Source organism: Methylocaldum szegediense (assembly GCF_949769195.1).
Classification (GTDB): Bacteria; Pseudomonadota; Gammaproteobacteria; order Methylococcales; family Methylococcaceae; genus Methylocaldum; species Methylocaldum szegediense.
The window spans coordinates 4204817-4223591 of the sequence record NZ_OX458333.1 but is presented as its reverse complement, the minus strand read 5'-3'; the positions used below and the strand labels follow the sequence as shown (position 1 = coordinate 4223591).

General features: G+C 56.4%; 18 protein-coding genes and 1 pseudogene. 8 read left to right on the top strand and 11 right to left on the bottom strand.

Annotation, left to right across the window (positions count from 1 at the left end; translation table 11 throughout):
* Nucleotides 1–489, bottom strand: a complete 489-nt coding sequence (gene iscR, locus QEN43_RS18380; protein ID WP_317963474.1) for a Fe-S cluster assembly transcriptional regulator IscR — start codon at nucleotides 487–489, stop codon at nucleotides 1–3.
* Nucleotides 490–603: 114 nt separating this feature from the next.
* Between iscR and QEN43_RS18375 the strand changes: the two genes are divergently transcribed.
* Nucleotides 604–4299 (top strand): hydantoinase B/oxoprolinase family protein, encoded by a 3696-nt coding sequence (locus QEN43_RS18375; protein WP_317963473.1) that lies wholly within the window; start codon nucleotides 604–606, stop codon nucleotides 4297–4299.
* Nucleotides 4300–4328: 29 nt separating this feature from the next.
* On the top strand, nucleotides 4329–4928 hold the full coding sequence (locus QEN43_RS18370) for an LOG family protein (RefSeq protein ID WP_026609737.1): 600 nt from the start codon (nucleotides 4329–4331) through the stop codon (nucleotides 4926–4928).
* 299 nt (nucleotides 4929–5227) lie between these two features.
* On the opposite strand, the gene QEN43_RS18365 is transcribed toward QEN43_RS18370, so the two are convergent.
* Nucleotides 5228–5545 carry a hypothetical protein gene (locus QEN43_RS18365; protein ID WP_026609736.1) on the bottom strand — a complete coding sequence of 106 codons (318 nt, stop codon included), beginning with the start codon at nucleotides 5543–5545 and terminating at the stop codon, nucleotides 5228–5230.
* A gap of 113 nt (nucleotides 5546–5658) precedes the next feature.
* The gene (locus tag QEN43_RS18360; RefSeq protein WP_036268039.1) at nucleotides 5659–6255 is read right to left on the bottom strand and encodes a hypothetical protein; all 597 of its coding nucleotides are present in this window, start codon (nucleotides 6253–6255) and stop codon (nucleotides 5659–5661) included.
* A 146-nt stretch (nucleotides 6256–6401) separates the two neighbouring features.
* Here QEN43_RS18360 and istA point away from each other — a divergent pair, with 146 nt between their 5' ends.
* Nucleotides 6402–7424 (top strand): IS21 family transposase, encoded by a 1023-nt coding sequence (gene istA, locus QEN43_RS18355; protein ID WP_026609734.1) that lies wholly within the window; start codon nucleotides 6402–6404, stop codon nucleotides 7422–7424.
* On the top strand, nucleotides 7421–8203 hold the full coding sequence (gene istB / locus QEN43_RS18350) for an IS21-like element helper ATPase IstB (RefSeq protein ID WP_317963303.1): 783 nt from the start codon (nucleotides 7421–7423) through the stop codon (nucleotides 8201–8203). The genes istA and istB overlap by 4 nt, the downstream gene beginning before the upstream one ends.
* Nucleotides 8204–8301: 98 nt before the next feature.
* Here the strand turns inward: istB and QEN43_RS18345 are convergent, their stop codons facing one another.
* The 7 genes and pseudogenes from QEN43_RS18345 to QEN43_RS18315 all read right to left on the bottom strand — a co-directional run bounded on the left by QEN43_RS18345 (nucleotide 8302) and on the right by QEN43_RS18315 (nucleotide 14286).
* Nucleotides 8302–8709: a hypothetical protein gene (locus tag QEN43_RS18345; RefSeq protein WP_317963472.1), complete on the bottom strand. Its 408-nt coding sequence runs from the start codon at nucleotides 8707–8709 to the stop codon at nucleotides 8302–8304.
* 426 nt (nucleotides 8710–9135) lie between these two features.
* Nucleotides 9136–10290 (bottom strand): acyltransferase family protein, encoded by a 1155-nt coding sequence (locus QEN43_RS18340; protein WP_084161777.1) that lies wholly within the window; start codon nucleotides 10288–10290, stop codon nucleotides 9136–9138.
* 57 nt (nucleotides 10291–10347) lie between these two features.
* Nucleotides 10348–11149: pseudogene (locus QEN43_RS18335) on the bottom strand (IS256 family transposase); the annotation flags it as partial.
* A 36-nt stretch (nucleotides 11150–11185) separates the two neighbouring features.
* Nucleotides 11186–11353: a hypothetical protein gene (locus QEN43_RS18330; protein ID WP_156912680.1), complete on the bottom strand. Its 168-nt coding sequence runs from the start codon at nucleotides 11351–11353 to the stop codon at nucleotides 11186–11188.
* 68 nt (nucleotides 11354–11421) lie between these two features.
* Nucleotides 11422–12036 carry a guanylate kinase gene (gmk, locus tag QEN43_RS18325; protein ID WP_026609731.1) on the bottom strand — a complete coding sequence of 205 codons (615 nt, stop codon included), beginning with the start codon at nucleotides 12034–12036 and terminating at the stop codon, nucleotides 11422–11424.
* Between the two features lie 111 nt (nucleotides 12037–12147).
* Entirely contained in the window at nucleotides 12148–12555 is a 408-nt protein-coding gene (locus QEN43_RS18320; RefSeq protein ID WP_084161774.1) for a c-type cytochrome, read from the bottom strand.
* 1326 nt (nucleotides 12556–13881) lie between these two features.
* Complete coding sequence (locus tag QEN43_RS18315) at nucleotides 13882–14286, bottom strand: hypothetical protein (protein WP_026609728.1); 405 nt, start codon at nucleotides 14284–14286, stop codon at nucleotides 13882–13884.
* Between the two features lie 305 nt (nucleotides 14287–14591).
* On the opposite strand from QEN43_RS18315, the gene QEN43_RS18310 reads away from it, so the two are divergent.
* Nucleotides 14592–15437 carry an alpha/beta hydrolase family protein gene (locus QEN43_RS18310; RefSeq protein WP_036268036.1) on the top strand — a complete coding sequence of 282 codons (846 nt, stop codon included), beginning with the start codon at nucleotides 14592–14594 and terminating at the stop codon, nucleotides 15435–15437.
* 141 nt (nucleotides 15438–15578) lie between these two features.
* On the opposite strand, the gene QEN43_RS18305 is transcribed toward QEN43_RS18310, so the two are convergent.
* Nucleotides 15579–16436 carry a YicC/YloC family endoribonuclease gene (locus QEN43_RS18305; RefSeq protein ID WP_235726546.1) on the bottom strand — a complete coding sequence of 286 codons (858 nt, stop codon included), beginning with the start codon at nucleotides 16434–16436 and terminating at the stop codon, nucleotides 15579–15581.
* A 163-nt stretch (nucleotides 16437–16599) separates the two neighbouring features.
* Between QEN43_RS18305 and QEN43_RS18300 the strand changes: the two genes are divergently transcribed.
* The 3 genes from QEN43_RS18300 to QEN43_RS18290 all read left to right on the top strand — a co-directional run bounded on the left by QEN43_RS18300 (nucleotide 16600) and on the right by QEN43_RS18290 (nucleotide 18768).
* Nucleotides 16600–17526: a serine/threonine protein kinase gene (locus tag QEN43_RS18300; protein WP_317963471.1), complete on the top strand. Its 927-nt coding sequence runs from the start codon at nucleotides 16600–16602 to the stop codon at nucleotides 17524–17526.
* Nucleotides 17527–17697: 171 nt separating this feature from the next.
* On the top strand, nucleotides 17698–18135 hold the full coding sequence (locus QEN43_RS18295; RefSeq protein WP_026609724.1) for a sigma D regulator: 438 nt from the start codon (nucleotides 17698–17700) through the stop codon (nucleotides 18133–18135).
* 78 nt (nucleotides 18136–18213) lie between these two features.
* Nucleotides 18214–18768, top strand: a complete 555-nt coding sequence (locus QEN43_RS18290) for an NUDIX hydrolase (RefSeq protein ID WP_026609723.1) — start codon at nucleotides 18214–18216, stop codon at nucleotides 18766–18768.
* Nucleotides 18769–18775 lie beyond the last annotated feature (7 nt).

Genomic DNA, 18775 nt, shown 5'->3' with positions numbered 1-18775 from the left:
CTAAATACGCGTTTCCCTACGCAAAAGCATGTCGATACCCTGAACACCGGACGCCTGCTTGTCCTGACGTTCGGCGACCATACGCACGTTCTTGCGCTGCAGGACATCCGCCAAGCTGATCGAGGCCAAATACTCGCGAATCTGCTCGCTCAATCCCAACCAAAGATCATGGGTCAAGCAGGGCTGGTTGTTCTGGCAGTTGGCTTTACCGCCGCAGCGCGTCGAATCGATGGCTTCGTCGACCGCGATAATGATGTCGGCGATACTGATTTGGCTGGCATCGCGGCTCAATTGATAGCCACCTCCTGGGCCTCGCACCCCCTCGACCATTCCGGCCCGACGCAAACGCGCGAACAACTGCTCGAGATAGGACAGCGAGATGTGCTGTCGTTTCGCGATATCGGTCAATGTCACCGGCCTTTTTTCGCTATGATAGGCCAGATCCAGCATGGCGGTGACAGCGTAGCGGCCTTTCGTCGTTAAGCGCACGGCATGACTCCCGGAAATTCACACCAATTTCGTGGGAATTCAGGTTCACATATCCTAGAAAAATAGTCAATTATTTAAGAAACCTTCGGTTTCGGCTGTCAAGGCGATAGCATCATGCATTCGAAATCCTGGCAATTTTGGATCGATCGCGGCGGCACCTTCACCGACATCGTCGCCCGTCGGTCGGACGGCCTCCTCCTGACCCACAAGCTTCTATCGGAAAATCCGGACCGCTACCGCGATGCCGCCCTCCAGGGCATCCGCGATGTGTTGGGTCTGGCGCCCGATGCGCCACTCGGCGACGCCAACATCGAACTCGTCCGGATGGGCACCACGGTGGGAACAAACGCGCTCCTGGAACGGAAAGGTGAACCGACAGTCCTTGCGATCACGCGAGGTTTCGCTGACGCCCTCCGCATCGGCCATCAGAACCGACCCGATATCTTCGCCCTGAATATCCGCCGCCCCGAACCGCTTTACCAAAAGGTCGTCGAAATCACAGGGCGCATCGACGCCCACGGCTCTGAGGTGGAACCGCTCGATCTTACTGAGGCGGAACGACGGCTCCACGAGGCCTACCGGGACGGTTTTCGGTCGCTCGCTGTCGTGCTCATGCACGCTTGGCGAAAGCCGGATCACGAACTCGAACTGGAAAAGCTGGCCAAGGCGATCGGCTTCACGCAAGTCTCCCTTTCCCACCGCGTGAGCCCCGCCATGAAGTTGATCGGGCGAGGCGATATCACGGTCGCGGATGCTTATCTGTCCCCGGCATTGCGCCGTTATATCGATCAGGTCGAGGCTGGCTTGGGCACCGAGCCGAATGGCAAGATGCCGGAAGGCCAAAAACGCAAGCTGCTGTTCATGCAGTCCAACGGTGGATTGGCGGACGCCCGCCGGTTCCAGGGCAAGGACTGCATTCTCTCGGGTCCCGCCGGAGGCATCGTCGGCGCGGTGGCTGTCTCCCGTCTCGCCGGCTTCGACCGCATCGTCACCTTCGATATGGGCGGCACATCCACCGACGTCGCGCATTACGCCGGCGAATTCGAGCGCAGCCAGGAATCCGAGATTGCCGGCGTCCGGCTAAGAGCCCCTATTCTGAATATTCACACGGTCGCGGCGGGAGGAGGTTCGATCCTGCATTTCGACGGCCTACGCTTTAGAGTTGGGCCCGACTCGGCCGGAGCCAATCCGGGACCCGCCTGCTACCGGCGCGGCGGACCTTTATGCGTGACCGACGCCAACGTCATGGTTGGAAAAATACGCCCGGAGTTCTTTCCGCACGTGTTCGGACCGAACGGCAATGAGGCTCTCGATACCGAGATCGTTCGGCGCAAATTCCGGGAACTGGCCGAGACCATCCGATCAGACTCAGGCCGAGCGCTGTCGTCCGAAGAAGTGGCGGAAGGCTTCATCGACGTGGCGGTGGAGAACATGGCCGCCGCCATCAAGACGATTTCGGTGCAGCGCGGCCACGATCTGGCCGATTACGTCCTGTGCTGCTTCGGCGCCGCCGGCGGCCAACATGCTTGCAAGGTCGCCGAACGGCTCGGCATCGGCAAAATTTTTCTGCATCCACTGGCCGGCGTATTGTCGGCCTACGGCATGGGTCTTGCCGATTACCGCGTCGTCAAGGAACGGGCGATCGCCGAGCGGCTGAACGATGCCGCTATCCTAGTGCTTCGTGCGAAGCTTGATGACCTCGAAGCCGAAGGGCGCGCGGAACTCTCGGCCCAAGATGTTCCACCGGAACGGATCGTCGCAACCCGCCAGGCGATGCTCCGTTACGAAGGAACCGACACCTTGTTTGCCGTACCGCTCGGCGATTCGGTGGAAATGCGGACGGTATTCGAGGAGCGCCACCGCCAGCGCTTCGGCTTCGTTTACTCCGACAAGGCCCTGCTGGTCGAGACGGCAGCTGTGGAGCTGATCGGCCTGAACGAACCGGTCGAAGAGCCGGTTTTACCTTTGGAACCCGAAACCACACCGGTCCCCATCGCCCGAGTTCCAATGTACTCCGGGCGAAGCCATCACGATACCCCGGTTTACCGGCGCGAGGACTTGAAACCGGGCGTGCGCTTGCAAGGCCCTGCCATCCTGATCGAACCCAATTCAACCACAATCATTGAACCCGGTTGGCAGGGCGAGATTACCGCCCGCAACCATCTCATTCTCAGCGCTCACGAAGCGATCGACCGTGCGGATAGCCCGCCGGAAACCGAGGCAAAGGAGCAGCCGCTCGATCCGGCGCGTCTCGAAATCTTCAACCGGCTGTTCATGTCGGTGGCCGAGGACATGGGCTATACGCTCCAAAACACGGCCCACTCGGTGAACATCAAGGAACGTCTCGATTTTTCCTGCGCGCTGTTCGACGGGAACGGCGAACTCGTCGCCAACGCCCCGCACATTCCGGTTCACCTGGGTTCCATGGACGAAAGCGTCAAAGCGCTGATCGCGCGTCACGGGGACAAACTGCGGCCAGGCGACGTCTGGCTCATCAATTCCCCCTATCACGGCGGTACGCATCTGCCGGACATCACCGTCATCACCCCGCTATTCGACGATGCGGGCGAATCGGTCCTGTTCTATCTCGCCTCGCGCGGCCATCACGCCGACGTGGGCGGCATCACGCCCGGCTCGATGCCGCCCCGATCCACATCTATCGATCAGGAAGGGGTTCTGAGCTCCGGTCTCAAGATCGTCGAAAACGGACGCTTGCTCGAATCGGCCATCCGCGACTGGCTGAACGCGAACCCCTACCCGGCCCGCGATCCTGACCGAAACCTCTCGGATCTCCGCGCCCAGATCGCCGCCAACGTGAAAGGCGTGCAGGCGCTCCGCGGCATGCTGGCACGCTATTCTCTGGCGACGGTCCAGTGTTACATGAGGTATGTACAAGACAATGCGGAAGAAGCGGTGCGGCGGGTGATCGCGCGGCTCTGCGACGGCGAGTTCGAAGTGCCGCTGGATTCCGGTGCGGTCATCCGCGTGGCGATTCGCGTCGATAAGGAAAAGCGGCAAGCCTCGATCGATTTTTCCGGAACCTCGCCGCAACAGCCCGACAATCTAAACGCCCCGGCCGCTGTGTGCAAAGCCGCCGTCCTTTACGTATTCCGTACCCTAGTGGACGACGATATTCCGCTGAATGCCGGCTGTCTGCGTCCGCTCGACATCCGGATTCCCGAAGGCTCCCTGCTGAACCCGCGCTATCCTGCGGCGGTCGCAGCGGGAAACGTGGAAACCTCGCAGCACATCGTGGATGCCGTGTACGGCGCGCTGGGCGTGCTGGCCGCCTCCCAAGGCACGATGAACAATTTCACCTTCGGCAACACGCGCTATCAATACTACGAAACCATCTGCGGCGGAGCCGGCGCTGGAGCCGGTTTCGACGGTGCAGACGCCGTGCACACGCACATGACCAATTCCTGTATCACCGACCCCGAAGTACTGGAATGGCGCTTTCCGGTACGGCTAGAAACCTTCGCCATCCGCCGGGGTAGCGGCGGCGAGGGCTTGTACAAAGGCGGCGACGGCGTCATCCGAAAAATCCGGTTTCTTGAGCCCATGACCGCCGGAATCGTGTCCAGCCGTCGCCTACAGCCGCCATTCGGCCTCGCTGGCGGAAATCCCGGAGCCTGCGGGAGAAACCTCGTGATCCGACGCAACGGAGCCGTGGAAATTCTCGGATCTCAGGCCGAAACCGACATGGCCGAGGGCGATGTGTTCGTCATCGAGACGCCCGGGGGCGGCGGATACGGAAGTTCGATGGAGCCGGGTCCCACGGACTCGGGCTCTCGGAAAACCGCCAATTGATGACTGTTTTTTGATGGAGAGGTGATCAGGTGAAGAGCGTTTGCGTTTTCTGCGGTTCCAGCCCCGGCAAACGCCCCGAGTACGGAATTGCTGCCGAAACCTTGGGCCGGCTGCTGGCCGAACGAGGTTTGGAACTCATTTATGGCGGTGGAAACGTGGGTCTCATGGGCATTCTATCGAATGCCTGCCTTGCGGCCGGAGGGCGGGTTATCGGCGTCATCCCGAAAGCTTTGATCGGCCGTGAGGTAGAAGGTCAAACGGTAGAACACACCTCTCTTACCCGACTCGAAGTGGTCGATTCGATGCACGCCCGCAAAGCCCGTATGGCGGAACTCGCCGACGCCTTCATCGCGATGCCCGGAGGGTTCGGCACCTTCGAGGAGCTCTTCGAAATCCTAACCTGGGCTCAGCTTGGATTTCACCGCAAACCGATAGGGATTCTCGATGTGGAAAGCTATTACGAACCTCTCCTGAGCTTATGCGATCGAGCTCTCGCGGAAGGTTTCCTGAAACCCGAGAGCCGAAGGCTACTGCTGGCCCACACCGACCTGGAAGCGCTTTTGGAATCCCTGGCCGCCTACAAGTCTGAACCAGTCGCTCCGTGGATTCAGGACGAGAAGCAGTTGTAATTCCGTTCGGAATTCAAATGGAAATTCATTGTAGGATGGGTAGAGCAAAGCGAAACCCATCGATAGTGGGGTAGCGCCTTATCTCCGCTCAAGACAGGCTCTGCGTAAGCCACCGATTTGAGGTGGCTTTGCATTCGAAATCAAGAAATTTAGTGGTATGCACCAAGTTATCCGGCGGTCATAGTCGATGTTAAGGAGACGCCCGGACTACCTGGTCGGACGCTTACGTTGTTGCTGGCTGTCTGGTTGAGACTGGACAGTTAACGCTGGCAGCCAAGACTGGCTGTACTCATAACCGCTTACCAGGACAAGAGATTCCGAATAGCCTGAAGCTTCTCTGGATTCAGACCATTGAGGTCTTTTTCATCGATCCACTTCTCGCTCAGTAACCTGGCAAATACAAGGATGAGTTCCGAATAGCGGTAATCGTATTTTTCATCAAGCGCTCTTTGCTGCTTCGTGAGATAGTTATGAACCGCCCAAAGGTCTTCGGGCTTTTCCGCCTTCGCAGCCATATCTTTAAACTTGGCTATGATTGCGGCGTATTCCTTCTCGAGCGCTTTATCAAAAGCTCGCCTTGCGACTTTTTTCTCCGAATCAGACCATTTGAAGCGCATGATGACGTCATACTAAGTTGAGCTCTAACGTTCGCGATTACCGGCAACGAAAAAGCTGGGCGACGAGGAGCACTGATTTTCACCGCCCGCGTTGATAGCGTTCTTGAGCGATATTACCAAAGCTTCCACCATGGCCTTTTGCTTTGAGCTGATTTTTGACTTGCAAATGATGAACCGATTGTGCCATCGAAAACCTCAAAATCGTCGTCTTCAGAACTCGGTTCGTCGTGCTTGAAACCAACAATGGACTTGGCTGTTTGCAGAGGGATCTCAAAAAAATAGTCGACTTCAGCCTCTCTGCCGCCAGCTTTCTTTTGCTCCTCTGAAAATTCACGTTCAATTGCCAAATATCCTTCTGGCAGTGCCCCAAAGCTATTGATGTGATCAATGCTCTTTTGCGCATCGTGCTCAATGCGCCAAATTTGTTCCCCATTCGTCCACAGCTCTGAAGAGCAGAACATGACGTGTTCTTCAATTGAACAGGCGATAACTTCACAATTCTTCGAGAGTGAAGCGAGAGATTTCTGTTTTACAAAATCATGTTCACAGTGATTGATGACTAGGACAAACCATCCATTGGACAGAGCGCGCCCGGTAAAAAGGAACTCACCGTATTGTGCCGTTTCTCCCGTAGGTGTAAGCTCAAGTTCCTGAATCACGGCTTCGGGCGATTTTCCCCTCACTGCCAACCAAGATATCGCGTTACCCACCTATGGCTCCCCTTTATGACGCCCGACGCCGAGGATGAACCGCGGCACATCAGCGCCATTTGTCACCGCCGATGTAAAAATGACCCCTGACACCGAAGTAAATTTGACCCCTTGGGGGAAAATGGCGGCTTTTTTGAGCCGCGGAAATGTTGACTCAGGAGCAGTCAGTGGAGATCAAAGTATTGGCCCGACAGGGCCATGGCATCAAAGCCATCGCGCGGGAGCTGGGCGTCTCGCGCAACACGGTACGCAAGTACCTGCGCAGCGAAAGCGCGTTGCCCCGGTACCGGCTGCGGGCGCCCCGCCCCTGCAAGTTGGATCCCTTCAAAGCCTATCTGCAGCAACGCATCGAGGCGGCACGTCCGCATTGGATTCCGGCCACGGTGCTGCTGCGAGAGCTTCGTGAACGGGGCTATGCAGGCGGCATCAGCCAGCTCAAGGCGTATCTCGCCCCCTTCAAACGGCGACCGGAAGAACCGGTGGTCCGCTTTGAAACCCCACCGGGCCGCCAGATGCAGGCCGATTTCACGACGATCCGGCGGGGGCGCGATCCGCTCAAAGCCTTCGTGGCCACGCTGGGGTTCAGTCGCGCCACGTTCGTGCGCTTTTCCGACCGCGAGGACAGCGCGGCCTGGTTGACGGGGCTGCGCGAGGCCCTCCACTACTTCGGCGGGGTGCCCGAAGAGGTGCTGTTCGACAATGCCGGCGCCATCATCACCGAACGGGACGCCTACGGTGAAGGCCGGCACCGCTGGCACCCGGCCCTGTACGCGCTGGCCGGGGCGTATGGCTTCCGGCCCAAGGTCTGCCGGCCGTACCGGGCCCAAACCAAGGGCAAGGTGGAGCGCTTCAACGGATACCTGAAAGCCAGCTTCATCACGCCACTGGCGGCCACGCTCAAGAGCGCCGGCTTGACACTCGATGTCGAGACCGCCAATGCCCAGATCGGCCCCTGGCTCGATCAGGTGGCGCATCAACGGGTGCACGGCACCACCGGCGTACAGCCCGCGGTGCGATTGGCCGAAGAGCGCCTCGCCCTGCGGCCGTTGCCGGTTCAGGCACCCCAAGGCTTGCCGGCACCCCAGCGGCACGTTGGCCGCGTCTTGCCCCATGACAGCCTGCAACATCCCCTGTCGGTGTACGACCAGTTGCTGGAGGTGACGGCATGAATCTGCAGCACGCCCGGATTACCGAACTCAGCCAAAGCCTGAAGCTCGAGCGGATCGGGTCGGACTGGCCCCACCTGGCCCAGCAGGCCGCCGATCGCGAGGAGAGCTTTGCCGACTTCCTCGAGAAACTGCTCATCGCCGAGGCCAAGGCCCGCGCCGAACGCACCCGGCAGACCTTGCTCAAGATGGCCACCTTGCCGGTCGTGAAGACTTTGGAGCAGTACGACTTTGCTTTCTCCTTGGGAGCGCCCCGGGCCCAGCTCCAGGAACTGGCGGGTTTGAGCTTTATCGAGCGCACCGAGAACATCGTCCTGCTCGGCCCCAGCGGGGTTGGTAAAACCCATCTGGCGATCGCCTTGGCCTACCGCGCGGTGATGGCCGGCCTCAAGACACGCTTCGTCACCGCCGCCAATCTGATGTTGCAACTCACCGCCGCACACCGCCAGGAGCGTCTCAAGGAGTACTTCAACCGGGTCGTGATGGCGCCCAGGCTGTTGGTCATCGATGAGATCGGCTATCTGCCGCTCGGACGTGACGAAGCGAATCTCTTCTTCAACGTCGTCGCCAAGCGCTACGAGCGCGGCAGCCTGATTCTCACCAGCAACCTGCCGTTCACCCAGTGGGCGGGCACCTTTGCCGATGATCAGACCCTGACGGCCGCGATGCTGGATCGGCTCCTGCATCACGCCCACATCGTGCAAATCACCGGCGACAGTTACCGATTGAAGGACAAGCGCAAGGCAGGCACAACCCCGCCGCAGACAGCGGCCGTCGAATAACTTTTGGGCCTCAAGGGGTCAATTTTACTTCGGCGATAAACCCTCAAAAGGGGTCACTTTTCAGTCGGCGTTGACAGCCATTATGCTCCACCACATTGTTAGGCATCTCTTACCATTGACCGAAAGGCGAACACCAGCGAGTTCAAAATCTCCTGCTCGATAGGGAACTCGCCTTGCAACTTGAACTCTGAGGTGCCTACCCAACCAGAAAACGCATCTCCGATGCAGAAGCCAAGCATCACTTCATTCTTACTTCTAGGCTGCCACACCCTCGCGTAACTCCCGTAAGTGCCTTCCAGGCAAGGCTGGAGATCTCGCTGCAAGATGAACGCATCTAATGCCTCGGCGAACTCGCTCAGGTTCAAGAATGTAAGCGACGTACTCCTGTCCGTGAATCTTCCGTGCCCGATGTTAACGGCACCGCTAAACGCGAATGACGGAAAATCATCACCCTCATTCCGCCGAATTTCGATCCAGGTCTTGCCATCGGACGATGAGATGCGCATGTCTCTTTCTTCTTGATCCTGAACACAAAGGTACGGAAGCTCAGCTGAAAGAAGCCAAGTGAAGCCGCTAAACCTGATTTATAAGCCAACCTTCCAAACAGTCATAGAGAGAAGCATCCCTTAATAAATTGGATTCGGCCAACTCTGAATAGCCACCTTGGTAGGATGAAGTGAGAAACGAACCGGATTAATCGCGTTTGATGCTTATCCTGAGATTTTATGATTCATGTCAATCTGCTGAATGCGAGCCGTGAAGGGTCGAAACGGGTGTTGAGGCGATAAAGAGAAAACGCGATGCGTGCGATCACGACAAGTGCAGCGGTGCTCGAAAGTCCTTTGCCTGTCGAAGGGTAGTTCCGGTCGTCACCGCATCCTACGGTCCTTTCGTCCTACAAGAGACGCCGAGCTTTGCTCGGCGCGATAACGTCAAAGCTCAGCGGCGCGCCGCTTGCGGGGGTCTTCCGAAGCGCGTTGTGGGGCATTTATGCCTTGGGTTTCCCGACCTCCATAGGGTGTCTTGACGTAACTTTTCCTCAACTTAAGGAAAGGTGCTTCAATGAAGCGAAAGCTGAAATACCCTGGAATTGTCATTAGAACAAAGAAGACAACAGACCAAAGACATGCCACATAGAAATTGGAAATATCCATGACTCTTTCATTCACAAACTTAGCTGCGTAAAACACTACAAAAAAGTGCAGAAGGTAGATGGAGTATGAGTATTCTCCAATGCGCCCGATAAATTTCGACAACCCGGATTTCGAGTGGGAGAACGAATTGTCATACCAAGCGATACCTATAGCGTATGCGAAACCTTCGATTGTCGGAAGAATTATCCAAAGAGGACTAGGAGATGGATATGAAGGGTTCTTATAAAAGCCTCCTTGAAAATCAAAATACCAATATATAATCGTGAAAACCACGATTATCAGTAGAGCAATAATATGACGATTGGCAATGTAAGAACGGAACTGATAGAAGAACATTCCTAGCACAAACTGGTCTATTCGGCCAATAATTGTCCAGTAAGCCAATGACTGGATTTCTCCTTTCTCGTGATAGAGAAACAAACGTAATGAAATGGCTGCGGCGATAACAGAAAGCAGCCATAGCTTTGATTTTGCCAGCATCCAGAGAAACAGAGGGAGAATTATGTAATAATGGAACTCCACTGTAATTGACCACCCACCGTTGGGAAGGGATGGGAATATAGCACCCTTCGCAATGGAGTAGGCATAGCTAGAAAGACTCTGGCCGTTGACAAACTGCCTGATGCCGACGATCAGAACTACAACCACTAACAGAGGGAATAGACGCAGAGCACGATTCCAAATGAACGCCCTATAGTCAATCGACTTGCCGTCGAGTAGTTTTGTGAACAAATAACCACTGAGAGTCATAAATAGAGCTACGCCAGTGTGCCCTTCATCGAGTATAGAGAAGGGGAATAGCGTTGGAACATAGTCGAATGGGACTGGGTAGCCATTCGCTGCATGCGTGAAATGCCACGTAAAAACCATGAAGGCAGCCAAGGCCCTAACGTGGTCGAGAGCTATGAAGTGTGCGCCGGATGATGATCTCATATTGTCCTGGGTTTAGTTGGCACGGAGTAATGGTCAATTTCGTGTATCCGGAGCTGATCAGGTGGAAATTTTTTCGACATCTTCCTGAACGCGATCCTTGAAGACGCCCCATCAATAACTTGGGCTAAATCGGGGATTCAATTCGGTTTCTACCAATGCCGCTCGGCCTTTTCACCAGCATCAAAACCATTGCCTGGATGCTCTCCCGCGACACACAGCCGCTTTTAGCAGTTCTGAGCCTCACCGTGGCAAAGGTGGATTCAATTGGATTAGTGGTCCTCAGGTGAATCCAATGCTCCGCCGGAAAATCGTAGAACGGCAACAGCGCTTCCTGCCGGGTGGCGGCCATCCAGATCTCGTGCAGCGCCGCTTTGGCTTTGGGCTGTTGGCTCTTCGGCAGCTTATTGAGCACATTCGCCGTTTTATGGACCCAACAGCGTCGGCCACGGGTGGTCCCGTACACCTGCGGTAAGGCTTTCCAAAAGCCTAAGGCGCCGTCGCCGATGGCTAGGTGCGGATCAAGGGTGAGACCCCGGGCTTTGAGATCCAACAGCACCTCGCGCCAGGACTGTTCGCTCTCCCGATAACCGTCGGCCAACGCCAGCAACTCCTTCTTGCCGTCCGCCGTAGCCCCTATCACCACCAGAATGCACTGCGCCGCATCCTCCAGCCGCACCCCGAAATGAATGCCATCTACCCAGAGATACACATAACGCCGGTTCGACAAATCCCGCCGCGACCAACGCTGATGCTCGTCCTTCCAGACCTCTTTCAAGCGGCTGATCGTATTCGCCGACAGCCCCGGCGCCTCCCGCCCTAACAGCGCCATCAGCGCCTCCAGAAAATCCCCAGCCGCGATCGCCGTCGCCAGCCGCAGCTGGGCACCTTGCCGTAACTACTCCGTCAAGACATCCGCCACCGGCGCGGCTACCCCTGGATTCTTCAGCGCAATGATCTTATCTTCACTCATGGCGTATTCGCTCCTCTTGTAGGAATGGATGACCTCGAAGACCATCCCGAATACGCCGCCTACCTCATCCACAACTTTCGAGCATAATTCCAATACTGGCTCCGCTGACCGGAATGGTGAATCTGGCCTGGAGCTGGCCGCTTTGCCGACACAAAATGGAATTAGGCCAATAGTCCGTCGATCAAATCCTTGTATACCTCGGACTGCCGCCCTGTCTTGAGCCGGCTGGCGACTACGATGCTCCGCAAGTCGGCGAGAGCGCGGTCGAAATCGTCGTTGACGATGAGGTAATCGTACTCGTTGTAATGCGACATTTCCGAGATGGCGTCGCGCATGCGGCGGGCGATGGTGTCTGGATCGTCCTGGCCGCGTGCTTTGAGTCGCTCTTCCAGCGTGCGGAGCGAGGGCGGCAGGATGAAAATGGAAATGCAATCAGGCATTAAAGTCCGGATTTGACGGGCACCCTGCCAATCGATCTCGAGCAACACGTCCTGTCCCCCGGCCAAGGCATTTTCCACGGTCGCCCGAGCCGTGCCGTAATAGTTGTCGAACACCCTGGCGTGTTCCAAAAACTCGCCGGCCTCGATCATCGTTTCGAACTCGGCATGGCTCACAAAGAAATAATCCCGGCCGTGAACTTCGCCCGGACGCTGCGCCCGCGTGGTATGCGACACCGACACCGTAAACCCATCGAGATTTTCCCGCAGCGCTTTGACTAGGCTAGTTTTTCCGGCGCCGGACGGGGCCGAAACGATGAACAGCGTGCCGATATTCATATGCTTCAAGAATGATACCGCATGGTGTGACGACTTCCGGCCCACGCCGTAGCGTTGACCAAGGGTCGTTAGCTTAGCATGTCAATGGTTGAGGTCGTGAGAATCGGCCGTCTACCGCAAGGTGTATAAAAAACTGGCGAGATGCCGGGCATCCTCTTCGGTGACGGCGGTATTCGGCATGGCGGTCAGAGGATCGATTGCGGGCGGATCTTGAATCCAGCGCACCAGATTTTCCGGTGTATTGGTCAGTATGCCGGCAATGTAGACACGGCTTGCAATGCCGCTCAAAGGCGGGCCCACCAGGCCGTTCGCGCCTTCGATTCCGGGAATGACATGGCAGGACCCGCAGCCGTATCGCTTTACGGCCTCTCTTCCGCGCTCTGGATCACCGCCGGCTACGAACGTCCCTATGGGCTCCTCCCGGCGATCACAGGCGCCAAACGATACGGATAGGAACAAAATCGCAAGTGCGGTTAACAGCTCGCTCCGAGCTCGGCCGATTTTGGTTCCTTCCCCCATGTCCACACTCCTGCTGTTCATTAGGATTCCCAATCGACGGGGCATTTGTGGCTCGCAAGGACTCGGAATGCGTTACAAACGGCCTCGCCGTCCTGTCCGGTCTGAAGGTGGAGTCATACTTTGAGACTCATCCGTTTGTAGAGTGTTCCGATACGAGCTTAATTAAGGGGATTCGGCCCTAAGTCGCGGTCTAGCGCGACATCGAGTAAGAAACGCCCCGCAATCAGGGAGTGACCCAAGAATTAGGTTATCGGCCTATCCCCGCGCCTTCGAAGCTTTGCTCCGAACGCTGGGGCAAGTCCGGAAAACGGTATCGAACTCCAACTGGAGAGTTCAGATTTCCAACCATGAAACCGGATTATAGAGGTTTCCTTACCGCCGGCCTTATTCCACAACTAAACCGGCACATCCGTCCGAAAAAGTTAAAAGGCTTACGTAAAAATGCTTAGCGCCCGAATTGAAATGACCTAAAAGCACTTGAGAATTACTCCCTGCTCCTTGAAAGCTCAGGAATATATCGAAGGAAATACACCCTAAACCTGCTTCAGTTCTGTTCCGATCCGCTCCCGCTCAACCCCGCCCGACGGCGGAATGCCGCTTCGCTTTCTCCCTGAGCTCTTCTGACATCCAGATCGGGAAAGCAGCCTGCTTGGCGGGATATGACCCTGCGTAACCCGCTGCTATCGTAAATCAACCGGATGATGCGCATCGGCGGAGCGCGATCATTTTTTTGCCTCGTCTGGGCGGGAATCGAGAGTTCAAGTCGGTTCATTTCCGTTGCCCCAACTGATTAAGACAATACAATCCTAAACTCCGACAACCTTCAACCGAATCCCTGCTTATCTATTGCACCTTGGCATTGCGTTTTTACCTTAATTCGATCGCAAAACGCCCACCGGGTTTCCTGAGCCTATTTTGCACACCGGACCCTCGGAATACCGACATAGAATGGCTCGCGACCGGAAAGGCACGGCGGTTTGTGCCGGGACTCGGGCGAATATTCCGCTAGAGCAAGTCATGCTAAACCTTCGAGAATCTCTGTCCAATACCGTAATCATCCCATATTGACGATGACGGCCGAAGCGGCTTATTCACCGATTGATAGCGCCGCGAGGTGGGTATGGAAAAGGGAAAATTAAAGCTTATCGACGGGCGCTCTTTGAACGGCGCTTTATCGATCGTCGCGGCACTCAGAAAGGATATCGCCGCAACCTACAATTTCGCCTTCAATCGGAGCAAAAGGGATGAACAGTGCAAAAACCTGTCCGGAAAAGGTCGGGGCTGGTTACTTCCCTACCCGTCGTACTCGAAGCCCGCTGACTACGGCTATTGGTTCTCGCCTCTGCCGCGCCAGCCTCGTACCGTGCCGGCATCGTCATTCAAACCTCGCAGACCTTTTTTTCCTTCGCGCAACTCTCGGTATCGGTCTTGATATTGCCCGCGTTCTTCGGGTGTCATCAGCGACTCACGCCCACCCTCCCCTCGACGCGGACGTACGCCTCCCCGCCCGGCGCCGCGATCCCGTGCACGCTCCTGAATTTCGCCCCGGAAGTCTTGCCGAAGGCTTTTTTGATCCTGCCGAATATCTTGAGACGGCTCCCGATAGAGTCCACTCCGCGGTTCATCGAGCAATCGACCGTGGCCGTCGCGATCTTGCGCCGAGGCTTCCTCGGCGACCAAAGCGGAAAATCCGATCAAAAGCGCAAAAACAACGGTCTCGCGTTTCGTCATTCGCTTCCTCAATTACAGTTGCGGCAATAGTCCTTAGAACTGTCCTGTCGTACTTTTCGGTGAGTCCAGCTACCATCGCTGGCAAGCCCCACCGTGCTGACGACCACGTTACCTAAGGTGTGAGCGACGCAGCACCCGATCTCCGAGTTTAACACCGACGATCGATCACAATGATGACAACGAGGATGCGGCGACGACAGCCGAGCAATGTACGCTGGAAGGCGACCGCCCGAAAATCGCGCCTCAATCGAACCCTCTCCTGGGTGTCCGTCTTTTGTCTCGCGGTGACTCTACACCATCGTGTGATGGCACGCATATCGGAGGTCACCGAAGAGCCGGCCGGCCAAATCGGTGGTATCCCCGTCTCGGTTTGGACTTATCCCAGCGACGGGCTGAAGGTCAAAGGTCTGCTGTTCCTGCCCCGCGCTCGAGACCGATTGCCGCTTATCCTCTTCAATCATGACGGTATTTCCGGCATTTCCGAGGAACATATGCGGGCCAGCGCCCGACTGGCGCGTGCAGGATACGCCGTCTTCGCCCCCTCCTATCGCGGCGAGGACGGATCGGAAGGAACCGTCGAAGTGGCGGCCGGCGAAGTGCGGGATGTGCTGAATGCTGTGCCGCCGCTGGCGCGAGTACCAGGCATCGACGCCCGGAAAGTGGCCATAGTCGGCGTCTCGCACGGCGCCCTGATCAGTGTGCTGGCCGCCGCCCAGGAACCGGAGGTCGATGCCGTCGTGGCAGCCGACGGTGTCATGGAAATTTACGGCTGGTGGCAGCATCTCGGGCAAACCGGAAAGTTAGGCCGCGACCCCCTGACCCGGCGAGTCTATGGTCATGGCCCGGAAGACAAACCGCAGGCATTTTCGACCCGTCAAGCACTGGCCCAGATTCCGAAATTAAAAGCGCCGATATTGATCCTAAAGGGCGGCAGGGATGACATCGTCCCCGTCGAGCAAGCGATCACGTTCAAAGCCCATTTGGACCGCGCTCAGCATCGCGCCACATTGAAGATTTATCCCCATTGTCGGCACGCTTTCCTGGTTTATGGACCTTATCAAACACACGGCGTCACTCTGGCTGAGCGCCTCGAGAACGAGCAGGCTTGGCATGACCTGTTGGATTTTCTAAGAAAGCACCTCAACCCTTAAATACAAGCATGCTGACCTGTCTGGTGGCGTAGTTCATTACGCTGGTTATATCCGTGTCTAATCTGGCCTGAGCAACCTGACTAACGAACGGCGTTTCCCCGACTTTCACACCCTCCGGGTTTCGTGAAAGGGTGTGAAACGCTACTCGATGTTCTGAGTCTGCTCTCTCATCTGTTCGATTAGCACTTTCATCTCTACCGAGGCCCTGGTCGTTTCCGCGTCGGCGGATTTCGAGCCCAGTGTGTTGGCTTCGCGGTTCATTTCCTGGAGCAGGAAATCGAGACGGCGGCCGACCGGTTCTTTCTGGCCCAAGGCCCGCAGGACTTCGTCGACATGGGCGTCGAGGCGATCCAATTCCTCGTCCACATCCAATTTCTGCGCCAGGTAAACCATCTCCTGCTCCAGCCGCTCGACATCGGGATTGGCCGAGATTTCGACCAGCCGCGCGAGGATCTTCTCCCGAATGGACCGGAGCACTTCCGGCATCCGCGCCCGCACCGCGGCGACGTGTTCCTTCAGCTTGAGGCAGCGCTCCCTGAGTAAAACGGCCAGCTGACGCCCCTCGTTTTCTCGCCCAACGATTGTTTGCTTAAGCACGTCGGTTAAGAGATCGAGAACTTCAGCGGCCAGCAGCTCTCGGTCGGCCTCGGGCTCGTACAGGGCGCCCGGCCATTTCAAGACATCCAGCGCACTGAAGCCGATCAAGGGTCGGTCGCTGAGATCGTCCACCTCGCGTGCAGCCGCCAGCAGCTTGGTCACCAACTCCCGATTTATGCGGATGTCGGCCTCGCCTTCGATATTTTTCTTGCAGGATAGGATGCAATCCAAACGCCCTCGGCTAATGAACGCTCCGACGCGGCTACGCGCGGCCGGCTCCAAAAAACGGAAAGCATCCGGTAAACGTATGGAGAGATCGAGGTAGCGATGATTGACCGAGCGTATCTCCCAGGTGAAAAGCCAGTCCTGAATTTCTCGTTCGCCGCTGGCGAAAGCAGTCATGCTGCGAATCATGGAAAATCTTGCTTTATACTGATTGAGTTATGAAGTGAACTTAGACACTCGACTTTTGCAGCCGGCTCAAAATCCCTTTGAATGAGGACGAGAGAAAGAATCCGGCTCCGCACGAACAATAAGAACCTGGAATATTAAGCCGAATCCTTCCATGCGGAAACTCTGGCCGGACTCTTCGGACAAGCCTCCGAAAGAACTGTACTTCTTGAAATCGGGAACGATCGTCGATCAGTACATGATCGAGCGTCCGTTGGCCGGCGGCGGGTTCAGTTCCGTCTACCTGGCGCGCCAGTTGGCCGATCAGCACCAAGTAGCGATCAAAGAATACCTTCCACGCCGCCTGGCGCACCGCACGCCCGAAAACCATGTCGTTCCGAACAGCGAGCAAACGCGCCCGATGTTCCTACGCGGCCGTCGTTTGTTTCTGGAAGAAGCGAAAGTTCTAACCAAGCTCAAGCACCGTAACATCGTCGAGGTCCTGAATTTCTTTCAGGCCAATTCGACAGTTTACCTGGTGATGACTTTCGAATACGGCAAAATCCTCGGCGATTATCTGGTTAAGGAAAAGAAAGGCGGTGTGAGCGATCAGTTTCTGCGCACGGTATTTCCGGCGCTGCTCGACGGCCTGAAGATGATCCACCAAAACGGGCTGCTGCACCTCGATATCAAACCGCAAAACATCTTGATCCGATCCGGCGGCGATCCTCTGCTGCTGGATTTCGGAGCCTCGCAGCCTTACCCATACGAGGAACATACTCGAATCAGCAAAGTCCTGACGAACGGCTTTTCTCCGATCGAACAATATCAGGACGACGGCGCCTTGGGCCCGTGGAGCGATATTTACGCTATCGGCGCGACCATGCGCATGTGCCTAGACGGCGTCCCGCCCCCTGCCGCTCCGATTCGCGCTGAACGCGACACCCTTATTCCGGCGGTTAAGGCTTTTAAGCGCCGCTATCCACAAGACCTGCTACAAGCCATCGATCTGGCCATGATCCTAGACCCGGCGCAGCGCCCGCAGTCGATTGAAGAATTCTCACAGCTCCTCGCCGGCGTAAACCGCTCAACCCAACCCTGAACACGAAAGGCCTCGAGATCAGCACCGGCCACATCATCACACCATTCCGTTCCTGGCTACTCGACATCGTACCGCCCAAGAATTTCGTTTCGCTGCAAAGGATTGTTCCTCTCCACAAGATGGCATAATGTATGCCCGCCTTTCTGCAAGAAAAACTCAGGAACATTCACAATGAATGCGACCATCAACGAGCGCAGACAAAATACAAACCGAATGATCAAAGAGCTTCTGGAGGAGAGGCGGCAGGTTTGGGCTTTGTACTGCGCGATTGCTGGAATGAAACCGTTTACGGGAGAACAGCCCCTTCGCCCGAAAATCCAGGAATTCTGTCAATTACTTATCGATTACATATCGCTCGGGCATTTTGGAATTTACCAACGCATTATCGACGGCGCTGAACGACGACGGAAGGTACTTGAAGTGGCAGAAAGCATTTACCCTAGAATCGCCGAAACCACTGATGCGGCAGTAAACTTCAACGACAAGTACGAAACGCTCGCCGAAGACGAATTGAAAACCCATCTCGAAAATGACTTGTCCAAGCTCGGCGAGGAATTGGCGACACGCATCGAACTCGAGGATCGATTGATCTCAAGCATGATCACCTAATCAAGGGACAACAGCGGGCGGGAAGATTCCGACATTTACGGCGAAACGACCGCCCAAGCTTGATGGACAAAACACTTGATGAACTATTGCACACATTGCGGAACTTCGCTCCGGAGGGGCATACCCGAAGGTGACGACCGCCCGCGTTACATCTGCGATTCCTGCGGAACCATCCATTACCAGAACCCCAAGCTGATCGCAGGATGCATTCCTGTCTGGCAGGATCGAATACTCTTATGCAAGCGCGCTATCGAACCGCGTCTTGGCTATTGGACCCTGCCGGCGGGCTTCATGGAACTCGGCGAGACTCTACCCGACGCGGCGCGTCGCGAAGCCCGCGAGGAAGCCAATATCGAGGTGGAGATCGAGTCGGTCTATACCATCTTCAGCTTGCCGCATATTTCGCAGGTATACGTGTTCTTTCGTGCCCACATGCTGGAAGAACGTTATTCCGCTGGTTCGGAAACCCTGGAAGCACGTCTGTTCCGGGAAGACGAAATCCCCTGGAACGAAATCTCTTTCGAGACGGTTTACCGGTCGCTGCGCCTCTTTTTCGCCGATCGCAAACAGGGCATATACACATTCAGGATGGAAACCATCGCGCCGGATCCGCGCAGAATGCGGGGAGATTAAGTCCCTT